Raw genomic sequence first — 16,704 nt, forward strand, 5'->3', positions numbered from 1 at the left:
CGGCCCATGACCTCTACCGACAGTGCACGAAACGCCTCCGCGGGCGCGCCGGCGAAGGCGCCCGCGAAGGACCCTTGGGACCTCCCCGACGTCTCCGGACTGGTCGTCGGCGTGCTCGGCGGCACCGGGCCGCAGGGCAAGGGCCTCGCCTACCGGCTGGCCAAGGCCGGCCAGAAGGTGATCATCGGCTCGCGCGCCGCCGACCGCGCCCACGCCGCCGCCGAGGAGCTCGGTCACGGCGTCGAGGGCGCCGACAACGCCGAGACCGCGCGCCGCAGCGACATCGTGATCGTGGCCGTCCCGTGGGACGGCCACGGCAAGACCCTGGAGTCCCTGCGCGAGGAGCTGGCCGGCAAGCTCGTCGTCGACTGCGTCAACCCGCTCGGCTTCGACAAGAAGGGCGCCTACGCGCTCAAGCCGGACGAGGGCAGTGCCGCCGAGCAGGCCGCCGCCCTGCTGCCGGACTCCCGGGTCGCCGCCGCCTTCCACCACCTGTCGGCCGTCCTGCTCCAGGACCCGGAGATCGACGAGATCGACACCGACGTGATGGTGCTCGGCGAGGAGCGCGCCGACGTCGAGATCGTGCAGGCGCTGGCCGGCCGCATCCCCGGCATGCGGGGCGTCTTCGCCGGCCGGCTGCGCAACGCCCACCAGGTGGAGTCCCTGGTCGCCAACCTGATCTCGGTCAACCGCCGCTACAAGGCCCACGCCGGGCTGCGCGTCACAGACGTATGAGCGCATGGGGGACACTGGTCGAAACCGGCCCGGCCGTGTCCCCCGAGCGGGGTGCCCACGAGCCCTGTGCCCGAGCCGCGCCCCCGAGCCGTGTCCCTTCGACAGGAGAACCGCCCCATGTCCCCCGTTCCCCCGCCCGGCCCGGCCCGGCGACTCGCCCTCTACACCCTCGTCGTCTGCGTGCTCGCCGTGGCCGCGGCCGTCGTCTCGTTCGTCCAGGGCAGCTTCCTGGGCGTCGTCTGGGTGCTGCTCGCGGGCCTGTCGTCCAACATGACCTGGTACTACATGAAGCGCGACAAGGCCCGCCGGGCCGCCGGTGCCGACGTCACGGGCTGACCGCGCAGTACTCGTCCGTGCCCTGCCAGAAGCGGTACAGCGACTGCCCGCAGTACGTGTCGAAGTCGCTGATCCCGAGGGCGCGCAGCACCGCGTCGACCATGTCGAAGAACACCCCGTTGACCGCCGGCACCCACAGCAGCGCGAACACGAACAGCAGCCCGAACGGCGCGAACGGCTCCACCTGCCGCTTCACGTTGTACGACAGCCAGGGCTCGACGACCCCGTAGCCGTCCAGCCCCGGTACCGGCAGGAAGTTCAGGATCGCCGCCGTGACCTGGAGCAGGGCGAGGAAACCGAGCGCGTACCGGAAGTCGTCCGGCACGCCGTCCAGCGCGTCCAGCCAGAAGGGCGCCGTGCACACGACCGCGAACAGCACGTTGGTCAGCGGACCCGCCGCCGAGATCAGACTGTGCCGCCACCGCCCGCGGATCCGCCCGCGCTCGATGAAGACGGCGCCGCCCGGCAGGCCGATCCCGCCCATGATCACGAACAGCACCGGCAGCACGACGCTGAGCAGGGCGTGCGTGTACTTCAGGGGGTTGAGCGTCAGGTATCCCTTCGCGCCGACCGAGATGTCCCCGCTGTGCAGCGCGGTACGGGCGTGCGCGTACTCGTGCAGACACAGCGACACGATCCACGCCGCCGTCACGAACAGGAACACCGCCACACCCGGCTGCTCGGCGAAACCGGACCAGGTGGCCCAGCCCGTGACCGCGGTGACGGCGAGGATCCCCAGGAAGACGGGACTGATCCGCCGTTCGCTGCGGCGGGACGTGGCGGTGGTCATGAAGCCCCCTGGATCGGTTCGCGCGTCCGGCACGCGCGGGTGGAACTGCCCGACCGTACCCGGACGGGACGTACAGGAGAAACGTCCCGTCCATGCCCACGGTTCCGGCCCGGCCGGCCTCCCGTGCGGCGGCCGCCCGCGCCACCCCGACGCAACCCCGTGACCGACCACGATCCCACCGGAGAGAATGAACCCCGTGCGCTATCGCATCCTCGGCACCACCCAGGCACTCCGTCCGGACGGAAGCTCCGTCGCCGTCGGCGGAGCGCGGCTGCGCGCGCTGCTCACCGTGCTGGCCCTGCGGGCCGGCCGCAGCGTTCCCGCGGGGCTGCTGGTGGAGGAGGTCTGGACGGGTGACCCGCCCGCCGACGCGCCGGGCGCGCTGCAGGCCCTCATCGGGCGGCTGCGGCGGGCCCTGGGGGCGGCCGCGATCGATTCCGCCGAGGGCGGTTACCGGCTGGCCGCCGCCCCCGACGACGTCGACCTGCACCGTTTCGAGCGGCTGACCGGCGACGGCGTCCGCGCCCTCGCCGACGGCGACCCGGCGAAGGCGGCCGTCCTCCTGGACGACGCGCTCGCCCTCTGGCACGGGCCGGCCCTCGCCGACCTGCCCGACCGGACCGCCGAGGCCGGCCGCTGGGAGGCCCGCAGGCTCGACGCGCTGCGCGCCCGCCACACCGCCGCGATCGCCCAGGGCCGGGCCGGGCAGTCGCTGCCCGAACTCACCGCCCTGTGCGAGGCCCACCCCCTGGACGAGCCCCTCCAGGCCCTGCGCCTGCGCGCCCTGCGCGACGCGGGCCGTGCCGCGCAGGCGCTGGTCGCGTACGACGAGGTGCGCCGACTGCTGGCCGACCGCCTCGGAGCCGATCCGGGCCCCGAACTCCGCTCACTGCACGCGGAGTTGCTCAACCCCGGGACCGCCACCGCCACCGCCGCCCCGACCGGCCCCGGAGGCCCCGGGCCCGCACGCGATGCCGGCGTCCCGGCCGCTCCGGAGCGCTCCCGAGACCCGCGCACCCCGGGCGGTCCGGACAGCCACGGCGGCCCGAGTACGGGTGTCCCGGGCGGTCCGGACAGCCACGGCGGCCCGAGTACGGGTGTCCCGGGCGATCCGGACAGCGACCGCGACCGGGGTGTCCCGGGTGATCCGGGGGGCTCCCGCGACGCCGGGCTTTCTCGCGCCTCCGGCGGTTCCCGCTTTCTTCGCGGCCTCGACCGTCCCGACGGGGCCGACCGCTCCGGCGACCTCGGCGGCACGGGCGGCGCCGGTGGCACGGGCGGTGTCGGTGGTTTCCGCGGGCTTGGCGGGACCGGCGGGACCGGGGGCGGAACGGAGCGGCACGGTGTTCCCGGGGTTCCTGAGCCCCGTGCGAAGGCTGTGGACGTCGAGGGACCGGGGGGCCCGGACAGCGGGGCCTTCGGTCGCCCGGGGGCTGCCGGCCCGAGTTCCTTGGGAGCGGGCGCCGTGGCCCCGGAGCCGCAGGCCCCCGGCAACCTCCGCGCCCGGCTCACCTCCTTCGTCGGCCGGGAGGACGACATCGCGGCCATCCGGCAGGACCTGGCCGGCGCCCGGCTCGTCACCCTGCTCGGGCCCGGCGGGGCCGGCAAGACACGGTTGTCGCAGGAGGCCGCCGAAACCGTCCGGGACCTCGCGAGCGACGGCGTGTGGCTGGCCGAACTCGCGCCCGTCGCCGCCCCGGACGCGGTCCCGCAGGCCGTGCTCACCGCCCTGGGAGCCCGCGAGACCGTGCTGTACGGCGCCGGCGCCGAGGAACTGCGGGCCGCGGGCGAACGCCACGACGACCCCGTGGAGCGCCTGGTCGAGCACTGCGCCCGGCGCCGCATGCTGATCGTTCTCGACAACTGCGAGCACGTGGTGGAGGCGGCCGCCCGGCTCGTCGAGGAACTGCTGGCGCGCTGCCCGGGAGTGACGGTGCTCGCCACCAGCAGGGAGCCGCTCGGCGTGCCCGGCGAGAGGCTGCGGCCGCTCGATCCGCTGCCCGAGCCGGTCGCCCTGCGGCTGCTCGCCGACCGGGGCGCGGCCGCCCGGCCGGGCTTCCGCACCGAGGACGACCCCGAGGCCTGCGCCGAGATCTGCCGGCGTCTGGACGGTCTGCCCCTCGCCCTCGAACTGGCCGCCGCCCGGCTGCGCATGCTGACGCCGCGCCAGATCGCCGACCGTCTCGACGACCGCTTCCGCCTCCTGACCTCTGGCAGCCGCACCGTGCTGCCGCGTCAGCAGACCCTGAGGGCCGTCGTCGACTGGTCCTGGGACCTGCTCGACGCGGACGAACGCGACGTCCTGGCCCGGCTGTCGGTCTTCGCGCGCGGCTGCGACCTCGACGCCGTGGAGGCCGTGTGCGGCGCCGTCCCAGCCGGCCAGGACGGCGGCGAGGGCAACGGCGGTGAGGGCAACGGCGGCGAGGACGGCGGCGGTGACGTGCGGGACGCCCGCACGGGCCGGGCCCCCCGCGAACTCCTCGACACCCTCGCCTCGTTGGTCGACAAGTCCCTCGTCGTCGCCGCCCCCGCGCCCGGCGGGGACATGCGCTACCGGCTGCTGGAGACGGTCGCCGAGTACGCGGCCGAACGGCTGGACGAGTCGGGCGCACGGGCCGCCGCCGAGCGCGCGCATCTGACGTACTACCGCGAGTTCGCCCGTACCAACGAGCCGTTGCTGCGCGGCCCCGGTCAGCGCGAGGCCGCCGAACGCCTCCAACTGGAGTACGAGAACCTGCGCACCGCGCTGCGCCGCGCGGTCGCCGCCCGGGACGAGCAGGAGGCGCTCAGCCTGACGCTGTCCCTCGTCTGGTACTGGCAGATGCGGGACCTGCGCATCGAGGCGGGAGCCTGGTGCGCCGAGGTCATGGCCCTCGGTCCCGACCCCTTCGCCGAGCCGCTGCGCCGGGCGGCCCCGGTGTGGAGGCCCTGCACCGACTTCCCGCCGCCGCTCACCGGCGAGACCCTCCTGGAGGCCCGCCGCGGCGTCCATCTGGCCCATCTCGCCTGCCTGGAGAACCAGTCCGACCTCTGGCAGACCCAGGCGGCGCAGCGCAAGCTGGCCCGGATCGCCGAAACCTACGAGCCCGGACTCCCGCAGACCTGCCGCGCGCCCGGCCTGCTCTGGTTCTTCGCCGTGATGCTGACCGGCGACACGGACCGCATGCGCGTCATCGTCGACGCCAACGTGGACACCTGCCGCCGGACGCCCGGTTACGAGTGGGAGCTCGCCTCCTGCCTGCAGATGCGCGCCAACATCCTCGCCAACCGCGCGGACTGGGCCGGCAACGCCTTCCGCGACGCGGACGAGGCCCTGGAGATCTTCCGGCGGCTCGGCGACGTGTGGGGCGTGGTGGAGGCCCTGTCCGCGCGCGCCGAAGCCCATGAGCGGCTGGGCGACTACCGTCGTGCCGCCGACGACTACGAGAGCGCCAGGGAGCACGCCGACCAGCTCGGCGCCCGCGCCCACACCGCGGTCCTCGGCGCCCGGCTGGGCAGCGTCCTGCTGGAGGCGGGCGACGGGGAGGAGGGCGAGCGGCTGCTGCGCGCGGTGATCGACGGGCCGGCGCACGGCGGCAACGAGGCCGTCCCCGCGGCCCGCCTCTTCCTGGCCGGCTGGCTCGGCTCGACCGGGCGCATCGCCGAGGGGCGCGAACAGCTCCGGCAGCTGCGCGAATGCTTCGCGTTCGGGCACTTCGCCGTCTTCGACGCGTTCATCCTGGGCGCCGAGGCGTGGATCGAGGTGGTCGACGGCCGGTACGAGGAGGCGCTGCCGGGCATCCGCTCCGCTCTCGGGCGGGCGACCGATCCGGTGTCCCGGGCCGTCGCCCCGCACCTGCGCTCCTTCTACCTCTCCATCGCCGCGACCGCCCTCACCGGCCGGGACGGCGGCGCGGACGCCGGTGCCCGCTGTCTCGGGGCCGCCGCCGCCCTGCTGCCGCCGCGGCACGTCCCGCCGCGCCTGGAGCGCGAGGCCCGTGAACTCGCCCTGAGCCGCACCCGTGCGGCGCTCGGCGACGAACGCTTCGAGCGGGCGTACGCCGAGGGCGGCGACCTCTCCTACGAGGAGGCCGCCGCCCTGGTGTGACACGCCCGTCCCTGCCGGCCCGGGCGGGCCGGCCCCGTCGCGACGGCCCGGCGCACCGCCCGCGGCTCAGGTCTTGGTGCGGAACTTGTGGATCGCGACCGGCGCCATCACCGCGGTGAGGCCCGCCGACCAGGCGAGCGTCACCCACAGGCCGTGCGCGACCGGACCGCCCACCATGAGTCCGCGCGCCGCGTCGGCGAGCGCGGACAGCGGGTTGTACTCGGTGAAGTTCTGCAGCCAGCCGGGCATCGACCGGGTCGGCGCGAAGATCGACGAGCCGAACTGCAGCGGCATCAGCACCAGGAAGCCCATGGCCTGCACGGACTGCGCACTCTTCATGATCACGCCGAGCGTGAGGAACACCCACATCAGAGCCGAGCCGAACACCGTGGCGAGTCCCACGGCGGCGAAGAGTCCGGGCCAGTGGGTGATGTCGAAGCCCACCAGGACGGCCACCACCATGAGGATCACGCACGCGACCAGCATGCGCATCAGCTCCACGACGATCTTTGCGAAGAGCACCGAGCCCCGTCCGATGGGCAGTGACCGGAAGCGGTCCATGACCCCGGAGTTGAAGTCCGTGTTGAAGCCGGTGCCGACGCCCTGCGCCATGTTCATCCCCATCATGGCCAGCAGTCCGGGAATGACGTACTGCACGTACGCCTCCTGACCGCCGCCCAACGACTGCCCGATGGAGCCGCCGAAGACGTACACGAAGAGCAGGGTGAAGATCACCGGGAAGAGGACCGCGTCGAACATCGACTCCGGGTCCTGCCGGATCCACAGCAGGTTGCGGCGGATCAGCGCACCGGTGTGCCGCAGGTGGCTGCGCAGCGGGATGCCTCCGTCGGCTCCTGTGCTCATGTCGATCGTGGCGGCGCTCATACGGCGACCTCCTCGCGGGTCTCGGTGGGGGTGGCGTCGTTCGGGGTGGAGTCGGCGCGGTGGCCGGTGAGGGAGAGGAACACCTCGTCCAGGCTTGGCAGTTCGGTGGTGAGGGAGGTCAGCGTGACGCCGCGGGCGCTGACCGCGCCGATGACGGCCGTCAGCTGTTCGTCGCTCAGCACCGGGACCAGGATCGAGCTGCGTTCGGCGTCCACGGCGGTGGCGGCGAGCCCGGTGATGCCGAGCTCGTCCAGCCAGCCGGCCAGCGGTCGCAGCTGCAGAGGGTCTGCGGGCCGGATCCGCAGGGTGCGGCCGCCGACCCGGGCCTTCAGCTCCTCGATGCCGCCGCCGGCGATGACCTTGCCCCGGTCCACGACGGTCAGCTCGGAGGCGAGCTGCTCGGCCTCCTCCATGTACTGCGTGGTCAGCAGGACGGTGACACCGTCGCCGACCATGGACTTGACCTCGGTCCACACCTCGTTGCGGGTGCGGGGGTCCAGCCCCGTGGTGGGCTCGTCGAGGAACAGCACGCTCGGCCGTCCGATCATCGACGCGGCGAGGTCGAGCCGCCGCCGCATGCCGCCGGAGTAGGTGGCCGCGGGCCGCCTGGCGGCTTCGGTGAGTGTGAACCGCTCCAGCAGCTCGTCGGCGCGCAGCCGGGCCTCCTTGCGGGACAGGTCGAGCAGCCGGCCGATGAGGTAGAGGTTCTCCCAGCCGGGGAGCTTCTCGTCGACGGAGGCGTACTGGCCGGTGAGGCCGATCACCCGGCGCAGCTGCCGGGGCTGGGCCGCGACGTCGTAGCCGGCGACCGTCGCCCGGCCGCCGTCGGCGGCCAGCAGGGTGGACAGGATCCGGACGAGGGTGGTCTTTCCGGCGCCGTTCGGACCGAGGACGCCCATCACGGTGCCCTCGTGCACGTCGAGGTCGACCCCGTCCAGTGCCTTCGTCTCGCCGTAGTGCTTGACCAGCCCCCGGACGGTCACGGCGCTGCCCGCGCCGCTGGGGTTGTTGTGGATTCGCGTCATGCCGCAACGGTGGCAACCGCCGCCGACAGACTTCCGACAGAGCGCCGACACCGGGCCGCCGGCCCCCGCAGGGACCGGCGGACGGCCCGCAGACCGCCGACAGACGGCCTACAGACCGCCGACAGAGCGCCTACAGCGCACCGACGGGTGGACACGGCCGACGGCGTCCGTCCCGGCCCGGTGTCCACCCGGTCGGCGCGAGAGGCTCACGCGAGGGGTTCAGTGGACGCTGTGCTCGTCCAGCGGGAACGTACCGCCGACGACGTCCTCGGCGAACGCCTTCGCGGCGTCGCCCATCACCGCACGCAGGTTCGCGTACTGCTTGACGAACTTCGGCACCCGGCCCCCGGTCAGCCCGAGCATGTCGGTCCACACCAGCACCTGGGCGTCCGTCTCCGGGCCGGCGCCGATGCCGACGGTCGGGATGTGCAGCATCCGGGTGACCTCGGCCGCCAGCTCCGCCGGGACCAGCTCCAGCACCACCGCGAACGCGCCCGCGTCCTGCACGGCCTTGGCGTCCCGCAGCAGCTGCTGGGCCGCCTCCTCGCCGCGCCCCTGCACCCGGTAACCCATCGCGTTCACGGACTGCGGGGTCAGGCCGATGTGCGCCATGACCGGGATGCCGGACTCCACCAGCAGTTCGATCTGCCGGTGCGAGCGCTCGCCGCCCTCCAGCTTCACGGCCCCGACGCCGGCCTCCTTCACCAGGCGCGTGGCCGAGCGCAGCGCCTGCACCGGACCCTCCTGGTAGGAGCCGAACGGCAGGTCGCCGACGATCAGCGCACGGGAGGTGCCCCGCACGACCGCCGCCGACAGCATGGTCATCTCGTCGAGGGTGACGGGCACGGTCGTCTCGTACCCGAGGTGGCAGTTGCCCGCCGAGTCGCCCACGAGCATGACGGGGATCCCGGCCTCGTCGAAGACGGAGGCGGTCATCGCGTCGTAGGCGGTCAGCATGGGCCACTTCTCGCCGCGTTCCTTGGCGAGAGCGATGTCGCGAACGGTGATTCGGCGGGTCCCCTGGCCCCCGTACAGCGCGTTGCTGCCGTCGGTGGGCTTCTGCGAGGCATTCCGGGCAGCCGAGAGCTGCGTCATGGCAACGGCTCCTAACGTCATCTCGAGGCGCCCTCACGGCGTCCCCGGACCACTGCCCATGGTGGCACTTCGCCCGGGCGAGAGCCAGAGCGCCCGCTGTGGGTAAAACCTCAGTAAGAAACACCCCCGGGCTTTCCGATACGAGACGGGTCCGTATCGGAAACGCTTAAGCTCGGCGCCATGACTACTCCTGCCGTCCCCACCGCTCCGCGGATACCGGAAGCGGTGCACCGGCGTCGTTGGGCGATCCTCGGCGTCCTGATGCTGAGCCTGCTGATCGTGGTGCTGGACAACTCGATCCTGAACGTCGCGATCAAGACGATCTCGACGCCCGCCCCGACCGGCCTCGGCGCCACCCAGAGCGAGCTGGAGTGGGCGATCAACGCCTACACGCTGGTCTTCGCGGGACTGCTGTTCTCCGCAGGCCTCCTCGGCGACCGGATCGGCCGCAAGAAGGTCCTGCTCGGCGGACTCGCCGTGTTCGGCATCGGCTCCGCGCTCGCGGCCGAGTCCGGCTCGCCCGCCCAGCTCATCGCCTTCCGCGCGCTGATGGCCCTCGGCGCCGCCTTCGTGATGCCCGCCACCCTCGCCGTCCTGATGAACGTCTTCGAGCGCGAGGAGCAGCCCAAGGCGATCGGCATCTGGGCGGGCGGCGTCGGCCTCGCCATCGCGATCGGGCCCATCACCGGCGGCCTGCTCCTCGCGCACTTCTGGTGGGGTTCGGTGTTCCTCATCAACGTGCCGATCGTGCTGCTCGCGTTCGGCCTGATGCTGTGGCTGGTGCCCGAGTCCCGCGACCCGAGCCCGGGCCGTCTCGACCCCGTCGGCGTCGTCCTGTCGGTCGTCGGCCTCGTCCTGCTCGTCTACGGCATCATCAAGGGCGGTGAGCTGGCCGACTTCACCGACCCGACCGTGCTCGTGACCATAGGGGCCGGACTGGCGGTCCTCGCCGCGTTCGTGGTGTTCGAGAAGCGCAGCGACCATCCGTCGGTCGACATCGGGTACTTCCGGAACAAGGTGTTCTCGGCCGCGATCTCCGTCATAGCGCTCGTCTTCTTCGCGCTGATGGGCGTGACGTTCTTCTCGGTCTTCTACACCCAGAGCGTGCGCGGCTACTCGCCCCTGCAGACCGGCCTGTTGCTGCTGCCGCTGGCCGCCGCACAGCTGATCTTCGCACCGCGCGCCCGGCTCGTCGTGGACCGCATAGGCGTCAGGGCCACGACCACGGCGGCGATGCTCCTCCTCACCGCGACGCTGGTGGCGTTCGCCCTGCTGGAGGCGGACACCCCGATCTGGCTGCTGGAGGTCGTCTTCTTCTGCATGGGCGCCGGAATGGCCCACATCATGACCCCGACGAGCGTGGTCATCATGCAGGCCCTGCCCCGCGAGAAGGCCGGCTCGGCCTCCGCGCTGAGCAACACCTTCCGCCAGGTCGGCGGCGCGCTCGGCATCGCCGTCCTCGGCTCGGTGCTGTCGACCTCGTACCGCGACGGCATCCAGGGCAGTCTCGGCGCGCTGCCGGAGGGACTGCGCCACACGGCGGGCGAGTCGATCGAGGCGACGCTGGGGGTCGCGGCGGGCCTCGGCGACCGGGGCAAGGCGCTGGTCGGCCCCGCCAACGACGCCTTCCTGCACGCCATGCACGTCACGGCCCTGTGCGGGGCCGGGGTGGCGCTCGTGGGCGCGGCCGTCGTCGCCGCGTTCCTGCCGGGCCGCCCGAAGCCCGCACCCGTCGAGGCGGAGGAGGAGGAGCCGGCCCGCACCACGTCGTAGTGGCCGGCGGACGCGGATGCGGACGCGGCGGACGGCCGCCGCGTCCGCCCGCTCCGTGGGCGACAATTCCCCCAGTGCGACGAAAGGATCAGTGGACGTGAGCCCCGCCGACAGCGCAGCCGTCGAGCAGCCCGTCCGGGGGCGGCCCCGGAACGAAGCCCTTGAACGGGCCATCATCGAGGTCACGATGAAGCTGCTCGAGGACGGCGTCTCGCTCGCCGAGATGTCCATCGAGCGCATCGCCCGCACCGCCGGCGTCGGCAAGGCCACCATCTACCGGCGCTGGAGCGGGAAGGAGGCGCTGTTCGTCGACGTGCTGCGGGCCGCCGAGCCCGACGACCCCGAACTCCCCGGCACCTCCATGCGCGACGACCTGGTCGTGCTGCTGGAGGCCCTGCGACGGCGCGGACTCGCCAGCCGCTCCTCGGCGATCCTGCACAACGTCCACGCCCAGATGAAGAGCAGCCCGCAGATCTGGACGGCGTACCACAACACGGTGATAGCGCCCCGGCGCAGGCTGGGCGTCGAAGTCCTGCGCCGGGGACAGCAGAACGGCGAACTCCGCGCCGACCTCGACGTCGAACTGGTCAACGACATGTTCGTCGGCCCCATGCTCGTGCGTGCCGTTCTGCGCCCCGACGCCGATCTGCCCGAGGACCTCCCGGGGCGCATCGTCGACTCGCTGCTCGCCGGCCTACGCCCCGTCAGCTCGCCGGACGCGTAACCCGGATGTGAGCGTTCCGTCACAGACCGGGCCCTGCCCGCCGGCTCCGGAACCCGTCGCGCCGCGCCCTTCGTCCTCGACCCCGTACGGCCGTCACGGGACGGCGAGAACCAAGCCGATCATCCCCTAGGGTCGTACCCGGGGGGACGGACGGTGCACGGCAGGCAGTGAGGCGACGGTATGGCGCAGCAGGCGTACATGACGGAGACGGACGGCAACGGAGACTCGGGACACGAGCCTCGGGGAGTCCGGCTCCGGCGCCTGATCGGACGTCTGCTCGGCCGGCTGACCACGGGGTGGCGCGGGGACCCGCGCATCTGGCGGCGCGGCCTGGTCGTCGCGGGCGTGGCGCTGGCGCTCGCCCTGGTGATGCTGCTGCACTCACGCATCCCCAACCGGTTCGGCAACCTCGGCAGCCTCACGGAGACGTTCCTGCCCTGGATCGGCGTGTTCCTGCCGGTGCTGCTGGTGCTCGCGGTGGTGCGCAGGTCGGCGACCGCGCTGATCGCCGTCGTCCTGCCGGCCGTGGTGTGGACGAACCTGTTCGGCGGGCTGCTGGTCGACCGGACCGGCGCCGGCGGCGACCTCACCGTGGCCACCCACAACGTCAACGCCGACAACCCCGATCCGGCGGGCACCGCCCGGGACGTGGCCGCCTCCGGGGCGGACGTCCTGGCCCTGGAGGAGCTGACCGCCTCGGCCGTCCCGGTGTACGAGAGGGCGTTGGCGGCGACGTACCGGTACCACTCGGTGCAGGGCACGGTCGGGCTGTGGAGCAAGTACCCGCTGAGCGGCGTGCGGGCAGTCGACATCGAACTGGGCTGGACGCGCGCCATGCGGGCGGCTGTCGAGACTCCGCAGGGCGAGGTCGCCGTCTACGTGGCGCACCTGCCCTCGGTGCGGGTCAAGCTGCGGGCCGGGTTCACCGCCCGGCAGCGCGACAAGAGCGCCGACGCGCTGGGTGAGGCGATCGCCGACGAGAGGCTGACCCGGGTGGTCCTGCTCGGCGACCTCAACGGCACCATGAACGACCGCTCGCTGAACGCCGTGACCTCCCAGATGCGCTCCACGCAGGGCGCTGCGGGCAGCGGCTTCGGGTTCAGCTGGCCCGCGTCGTTCCCGATGGCGCGGATCGACCAGATCATGGTGAAGGGCGTCGAGCCGGTCACCTCGTGGACGCTGCCGAAGACGGGCAGCGACCATCTGCCGGTGGCCGCTCGTGTGAAGGTCACCACAACGTAACTGGGGCGTCGCCCGCCGGAATACCGGGCCGGGGAGACTTTGTTCCGTACTTGAACATACGAACCGTATGATGAACGGAATCCGCTCTCCCTGAAAGGCAAGTCCTTCATGCCTCTGGCCCTGCTCGCCCTGGCCGTGGGTGCCTTCGGCATCGGCACCACCGAGTTCGTGATGATGGGCCTGCTGCCCGACGTCGCGGGCGACCTGCACATCTCCATCCCGGCGGCCGGACACCTGGTCTCCGCGTACGCGCTCGGCGTCGTCATCGGTGCGCCCCTGCTGGCCGCGGCGACCGCGCGGATGTCCCGCCGCACCGTCCTGATCTCCCTGATGGTCCTGTTCGTCGCGGGCAACGCGCTCTCCGCGCTGGCCCCGGACAACGGCTGGCTGCTGGCCGCCCGCTTCCTCAGCGGCCTGCCGCACGGTGCCTTCTTCGGCGTCGGCGCGGTGGTGGCCACCAGCCTGGTCGCGCCGGAGCGCAAGGCCCGCTCGGTGTCGCTGATGTTCCTCGGTCTGACCGTCGCCAACATCGCGGGCGTCCCCGCCGCCACCCTCGTGGGCCAGCACCTCGGCTGGCGGGCGGCCTTCCTCGGCGTCAGCGTGATCGGCCTGGCGGCGATCGCCGCCCTGGCCCTGCTGATCCCGCACGACCACACCCGGGCTCCGGCCGTCGGCCTGCGCCGCGAGCTGTCCGCCCTGCGTTCGCTGCCGGTGTGGCTGGCGCTCGGCACGACGGTGGCCGGCTTCGGCGCCCTGTTCGCCGCCTACAGCTACATCACGCCCATGCTGACGGACTCCGCCGGTTACGCCGGCTCCAGCGTGACGCTGCTGCTGGCGCTGTTCGGCGTCGGCGCCACCGTCGGCAACCTGCTCGGCGGCCGGCTCGCCGACCACGCGATGCGGCCCACCCTGTTCGCCGGACTCACCTCGCTGGCCGTGGTCCTCGCCCTGTTCCCGCTGCTGATGACGACGCCCTGGGGCGGCGCGCTGGCCGTGGTCCTGCTGGGCATCGCGGCGTTCGTGACGGGCTCCCCGCTCAACCTGATGGTGATGGAGCGGGCGGCCGAGGGCCCCTCGCTGGCCTCCTCCGCCAACCAGGCCGCGTTCAACATGGCCAACGCCGGCGGCGCCTGGATCGGCGGCCTGACCCTCGCCGCGGGCTACGGTGTGACCTCCCCGGCGGTCGCGGGGGCGGCCCTGGCGGTGCTGGGCCTGGGGGTGGCCGGCGTCGCGTACGCCGTCGACGCCCGCCGCGCTCCGCGCCCCAGCGGCCGCGACCGCGTCGTCGCGACCCACGTACCGCGCCCGGCGGAGGCGGCGGCACGGCACTGACGCGACCGCCGGCCCGCCCGCCCCGCCCCGGCGGCGGGCCGGCTGTGCGGCGTTCCCCGTGACCGGTGAGCGGCGGGTGGCATGTCCCCGAGGCGTGCCACTCACCGCCGACCGGCCCTCGGCTCCCCGAGGCGTGCCACTCACGGCCGATCGGCCCTCGACCCGGCCTCCGGCGCCCCGCAGACTGGTGATCCGTCGCCGTCCCCGAGGAGTTGCGATGCAGGTAGCCGTGGTCACCTTCGACGGATTCAACGAGCTGGACAGCTTCATCGCCTCCGCCCTGATCAACCGGTGCCGCAAGGACGGCTTGGAGGCGTTCGTCACGACACCGGCGCCGGTGGTCACGTCGATGAACGGCGTCGAGGTGACCGGACAGCGCCCGATGGAGTTCGTGGCGGAAGCCGACGTCGTGCTGATCGGCAGCGGGGTGCGCACACGCGAGGTGGTCGCCGACGAACGGCTGATCTCCACGCTGCGGCTCGACCCCTCGCGCCAACTCGTCGGCGCGCAGTGCTCCGGCGCGCTGGTGCTCGCCCGGCTCGGGCTGCTGGGCTCCATGCCGGCCTGCACGGACGTCAAGAGCCGGCCCTTCGTCGAGGCCTGCGGCGTCACCGTGCTGGACGAGCCGTTCCACGCCGAGGGGAACATCGCCACGGCAGGCGGCTGCCTGGCGTCCCAGTACCTCGCCACCTGGGTGATCACCCGGGTGCTCGGGGAGGACGCCGCGCGCGACGTCCTCGGCTACGTGGCTCCGGTCGGCGAGGAACGGGAGACCGTGGAGCGCGCCCTGGGGGCGGTCGGAGCGGGCCGGGCCACCGTGCGCTGACCCGCCCCGCCGCCCCGGCCGGGTTCCGTGCGGAGCCCTGCCGGGGCGGACCCCCGATCCCGGCTACAGCGACTCGCGCCAGCCGTTGGTGATGGGGAGGCGGCGGTCCTTGCCGAAGCCCTTCGCCGAGATCTTCGCGCCCGGCGGGTACTGACGCCGCTTGTACTCGGCCGTGTCGACCATGCGCAGGGTCTTGGCGACCAGCGCGGGGTCGTACCCGGCGGCGACGATCGCGTCCGCGCCCTGGTCCCGGTCCACGTACATCTCCAGGATCGCGTCGAGGACGGGGTAGTCCGGGAGCGAGTCCGTGTCCACCTGGCCGGGGCGCAGCTCGGCGCTCGGCGGCTTGGTGATCGAGTTCTCCGGGATCGGCGGGGTCTGGCCCCGCTCGGCCGCGGCGCGGTTGCGCCACTCCGCGAGCCGGAAGATCCACGTCTTGTAGACGTCCTTGATGGGCCCGTACGCGCCGACCGAGTCGCCGTACAGGGTCGAGTAGCCGACCGCCAGCTCCGACTTGTTGCCGGGCGCGAGGACGATGTGGCCCTCCTGGTTGGAGATGGCCATCAGCATCGTTCCGCGCAGGCGCGACTGGAGGTTCTCCTCGGCCAGGCCCGTCAGGCCCAGCGACCCCATGTACGCGTCGAACATCGGCTCGATCGGCACCGTGCGGAAGTTCAGCCCGGTGCGCCGGGCCAGCTCCGCCGCGTCGCCCTTGGAGTGGTCGGAGGAGTACTTGGACGGCATCGACACGCCGTACACGTTCTGCGCGCCCACCGCGTCACAGGCGAGGGCCGCGACGAGCGCCGAGTCGATCCCGCCCGACAGACCGATGAGCACGGACCGGAAGCCGTTCTTCGCGACGTACGCCCGCAGGCCCACGACCAGCGCCGAGTAGACCTCCTCGGCGTCGTCCAGCCGCTCCGCGTACCCGCCGCTCAGCTCGGGCTCGTAACGCGGCAGCGGCTCCTCCGACAGCACCACGCGGTCGATGCGCAGTCCGTCGTCCACGACGCCCGTCGGCGCGTCGGGGGAGGCCGCGGGCAGCTCGAGGTCCAGGACCACGCAGCCCTCGGAGAACTGCGGGGCCCGCGCGACCACTTCGCCGTCCTTGTCGACGACGATCGAGTCGCCGTCGAAGACGAGCTCGTCCTGACCGCCGATCATCGCCAGGTAGGCGGTGGTGCAGCCGGCCTCCTGCGCGCGCTTGCGGACCAGCTCCAGGCGGGTGTCGTCCTTGTCCCGCTCGTAGGGCGAGGCGTTGACGGAGAGCAGGAGCCCCGCCTGTGCCGAGCGTGCGGCGGGGACCCGGCCGCCGTCCTGCCACAGGTCCTCGCAGATCGCGAGGGCCACGTCGACGCCGTGGACGCGCAGCACCGGCATGGTGTCGCCGGGCACGAAGTAGCGGAACTCGTCGAAGACGCCGTAGTTCGGCAGGTGGTGCTTGGCGAAGGTCAGCACCACCTCGCCGCCGTGCAGCACCGCCGCGGCGTTGCGCGGGGACCCGGCCGGACGGCCGAACCGCGGCTGGTCGTTCTCCGAACGGTCGAGGTAGCCGACGACGACGGGCAGCCCGCCGAAGCCCTCCTCGGCGAGGCGCACGGCGAGCCGGCGCAGCGCGGTGCGGGAGGCCTCGACGAAGGACGAGCGCAGGGCGAGGTCCTCGACGGGATACCCGGTCAGCGCCATCTCCGGGAACGCCACTAGGTGGGCCCCCTGCTCGGCGGAGTGCCGGGTCCAGCGGAGGATCGTTTCGGTGTTGCCGGCGAGGTCGCCGACACGCGAGTCGATCTGGTTCAGGGCGAGACGAAGTTGAGGCACGGGAACAGTGTAATCGTCAGAGCGACGCGATGGGGG

At 73.0% G+C, this 16,704-nt stretch carries 13 protein-coding genes; 8 read left to right on the plus strand and 5 right to left on the minus strand.

Annotated elements, in window-relative coordinates:
• Positions 1-6 precede the first annotated feature (6 nt).
• Together npdG and ACH4ZA_RS12745 are read left to right on the plus strand one after the other, a co-directional pair.
• Entirely contained in the window at positions 7-735 is a 729-nt protein-coding gene (npdG, locus tag ACH4ZA_RS12740) for an NADPH-dependent F420 reductase (RefSeq protein ID WP_319279261.1), read from the plus strand.
• 117 nt (positions 736-852) lie between these two features.
• The gene (locus ACH4ZA_RS12745) at positions 853-1,071 is read left to right on the plus strand and encodes a hypothetical protein (RefSeq protein WP_319279263.1); all 219 of its coding nucleotides are present in this window, start codon (positions 853-855) and stop codon (positions 1,069-1,071) included.
• On the opposite strand, the gene ACH4ZA_RS12750 is transcribed toward ACH4ZA_RS12745, so the two are convergent.
• Entirely contained in the window at positions 1,061-1,861 is an 801-nt protein-coding gene (locus ACH4ZA_RS12750) for a site-2 protease family protein (RefSeq protein ID WP_319279264.1), read from the minus strand. The two genes, ACH4ZA_RS12745 and ACH4ZA_RS12750, sit on opposite strands and share 11 nt — an antisense overlap.
• 187 nt (positions 1,862-2,048) lie before the next feature.
• Between ACH4ZA_RS12750 and ACH4ZA_RS12755 the strand changes: the two genes are divergently transcribed.
• Positions 2,049-5,948: an AfsR/SARP family transcriptional regulator gene (locus ACH4ZA_RS12755; protein ID WP_398429338.1), complete on the plus strand. Its 3,900-nt coding sequence runs from the start codon at positions 2,049-2,051 to the stop codon at positions 5,946-5,948.
• A 66-nt stretch (positions 5,949-6,014) separates the two neighbouring features.
• Here the strand turns inward: ACH4ZA_RS12755 and ACH4ZA_RS12760 are convergent, their stop codons facing one another.
• From ACH4ZA_RS12760 to panB, 3 genes are all read right to left on the minus strand, one after another.
• Positions 6,015-6,833: an ABC transporter permease gene (locus ACH4ZA_RS12760; RefSeq protein ID WP_319279266.1), complete on the minus strand. Its 819-nt coding sequence runs from the start codon at positions 6,831-6,833 to the stop codon at positions 6,015-6,017.
• Positions 6,830-7,858, minus strand: a complete 1,029-nt coding sequence (locus tag ACH4ZA_RS12765) for an ATP-binding cassette domain-containing protein (RefSeq protein ID WP_398429339.1) — start codon at positions 7,856-7,858, stop codon at positions 6,830-6,832. Before ACH4ZA_RS12765 ends, ACH4ZA_RS12760 begins: the two co-directional genes overlap by 4 nt.
• 219 nt (positions 7,859-8,077) lie before the next feature.
• The gene (gene panB / locus ACH4ZA_RS12770; RefSeq protein ID WP_319279270.1) at positions 8,078-8,953 is read right to left on the minus strand and encodes a 3-methyl-2-oxobutanoate hydroxymethyltransferase; all 876 of its coding nucleotides are present in this window, start codon (positions 8,951-8,953) and stop codon (positions 8,078-8,080) included.
• 180 nt (positions 8,954-9,133) lie between these two features.
• On the opposite strand from panB, the gene ACH4ZA_RS12775 reads away from it, so the two are divergent.
• The 5 genes from ACH4ZA_RS12775 to ACH4ZA_RS12795 all read left to right on the plus strand — a co-directional run bounded on the left by ACH4ZA_RS12775 (position 9,134) and on the right by ACH4ZA_RS12795 (position 14,850).
• Positions 9,134-10,726, plus strand: a complete 1,593-nt coding sequence (locus ACH4ZA_RS12775; protein WP_319279272.1) for an MFS transporter — start codon at positions 9,134-9,136, stop codon at positions 10,724-10,726.
• A gap of 97 nt (positions 10,727-10,823) precedes the next feature.
• Positions 10,824-11,450: a TetR/AcrR family transcriptional regulator gene (locus tag ACH4ZA_RS12780; protein ID WP_319279274.1), complete on the plus strand. Its 627-nt coding sequence runs from the start codon at positions 10,824-10,826 to the stop codon at positions 11,448-11,450.
• Positions 11,451-11,630: 180 nt separating this feature from the next.
• On the plus strand, positions 11,631-12,692 hold the full coding sequence (locus tag ACH4ZA_RS12785) for an endonuclease/exonuclease/phosphatase family protein (protein WP_319279276.1): 1,062 nt from the start codon (positions 11,631-11,633) through the stop codon (positions 12,690-12,692).
• Positions 12,693-12,800: 108 nt separating this feature from the next.
• Positions 12,801-14,024, plus strand: a complete 1,224-nt coding sequence (locus ACH4ZA_RS12790; RefSeq protein WP_398429341.1) for an MFS transporter — start codon at positions 12,801-12,803, stop codon at positions 14,022-14,024.
• Positions 14,025-14,241: 217 nt separating this feature from the next.
• Positions 14,242-14,850 (plus strand): DJ-1/PfpI family protein, encoded by a 609-nt coding sequence (locus ACH4ZA_RS12795; RefSeq protein WP_319279278.1) that lies wholly within the window; start codon positions 14,242-14,244, stop codon positions 14,848-14,850.
• Between the two features lie 63 nt (positions 14,851-14,913).
• On the opposite strand, the gene ACH4ZA_RS12800 is transcribed toward ACH4ZA_RS12795, so the two are convergent.
• Positions 14,914-16,668, minus strand: a complete 1,755-nt coding sequence (locus ACH4ZA_RS12800; RefSeq protein ID WP_398429342.1) for an NAD+ synthase — start codon at positions 16,666-16,668, stop codon at positions 14,914-14,916.
• Between the last annotated feature and the right edge of the window lie 36 nt (positions 16,669-16,704).

This window comes from Streptomyces sp. NPDC020597 (assembly GCF_044335095.1).
Classification (GTDB): Bacteria; Actinomycetota; Actinomycetes; order Streptomycetales; family Streptomycetaceae; genus Streptomyces.

What these genes read in the sequence shown, in the direction of transcription:
- npdG (WP_319279261.1), top strand. Translation starts at nt 7, where the DNA reads ATGACCTCTACCGACAGTGCACGAAACGCCTCCGCGGGCGCGCCGGCG.
- ACH4ZA_RS12745 (WP_319279263.1), top strand. Translation starts at nt 853, where the DNA reads ATGTCCCCCGTTCCCCCGCCCGGCCCGGCCCGGCGACTCGCCCTCTAC.
- ACH4ZA_RS12750 (WP_319279264.1), bottom strand. Translation starts at nt 1,861, where the DNA reads ATGACCACCGCCACGTCCCGCCGCAGCGAACGGCGGATCAGTCCCGTC.
- ACH4ZA_RS12755 (WP_398429338.1), top strand. Translation starts at nt 2,049, where the DNA reads ATGAACCCCGTGCGCTATCGCATCCTCGGCACCACCCAGGCACTCCGT.
- ACH4ZA_RS12760 (WP_319279266.1), bottom strand. Translation starts at nt 6,833, where the DNA reads ATGAGCGCCGCCACGATCGACATGAGCACAGGAGCCGACGGAGGCATC.
- ACH4ZA_RS12765 (WP_398429339.1), bottom strand. Translation starts at nt 7,858, where the DNA reads ATGACGCGAATCCACAACAACCCCAGCGGCGCGGGCAGCGCCGTGACC.
- panB (WP_319279270.1), bottom strand. Translation starts at nt 8,953, where the DNA reads ATGACGCAGCTCTCGGCTGCCCGGAATGCCTCGCAGAAGCCCACCGAC.
- ACH4ZA_RS12775 (WP_319279272.1), top strand. Translation starts at nt 9,134, where the DNA reads ATGACTACTCCTGCCGTCCCCACCGCTCCGCGGATACCGGAAGCGGTG.
- ACH4ZA_RS12785 (WP_319279276.1), top strand. Translation starts at nt 11,631, where the DNA reads ATGGCGCAGCAGGCGTACATGACGGAGACGGACGGCAACGGAGACTCG.
- ACH4ZA_RS12790 (WP_398429341.1), top strand. Translation starts at nt 12,801, where the DNA reads ATGCCTCTGGCCCTGCTCGCCCTGGCCGTGGGTGCCTTCGGCATCGGC.
- ACH4ZA_RS12795 (WP_319279278.1), top strand. Translation starts at nt 14,242, where the DNA reads ATGCAGGTAGCCGTGGTCACCTTCGACGGATTCAACGAGCTGGACAGC.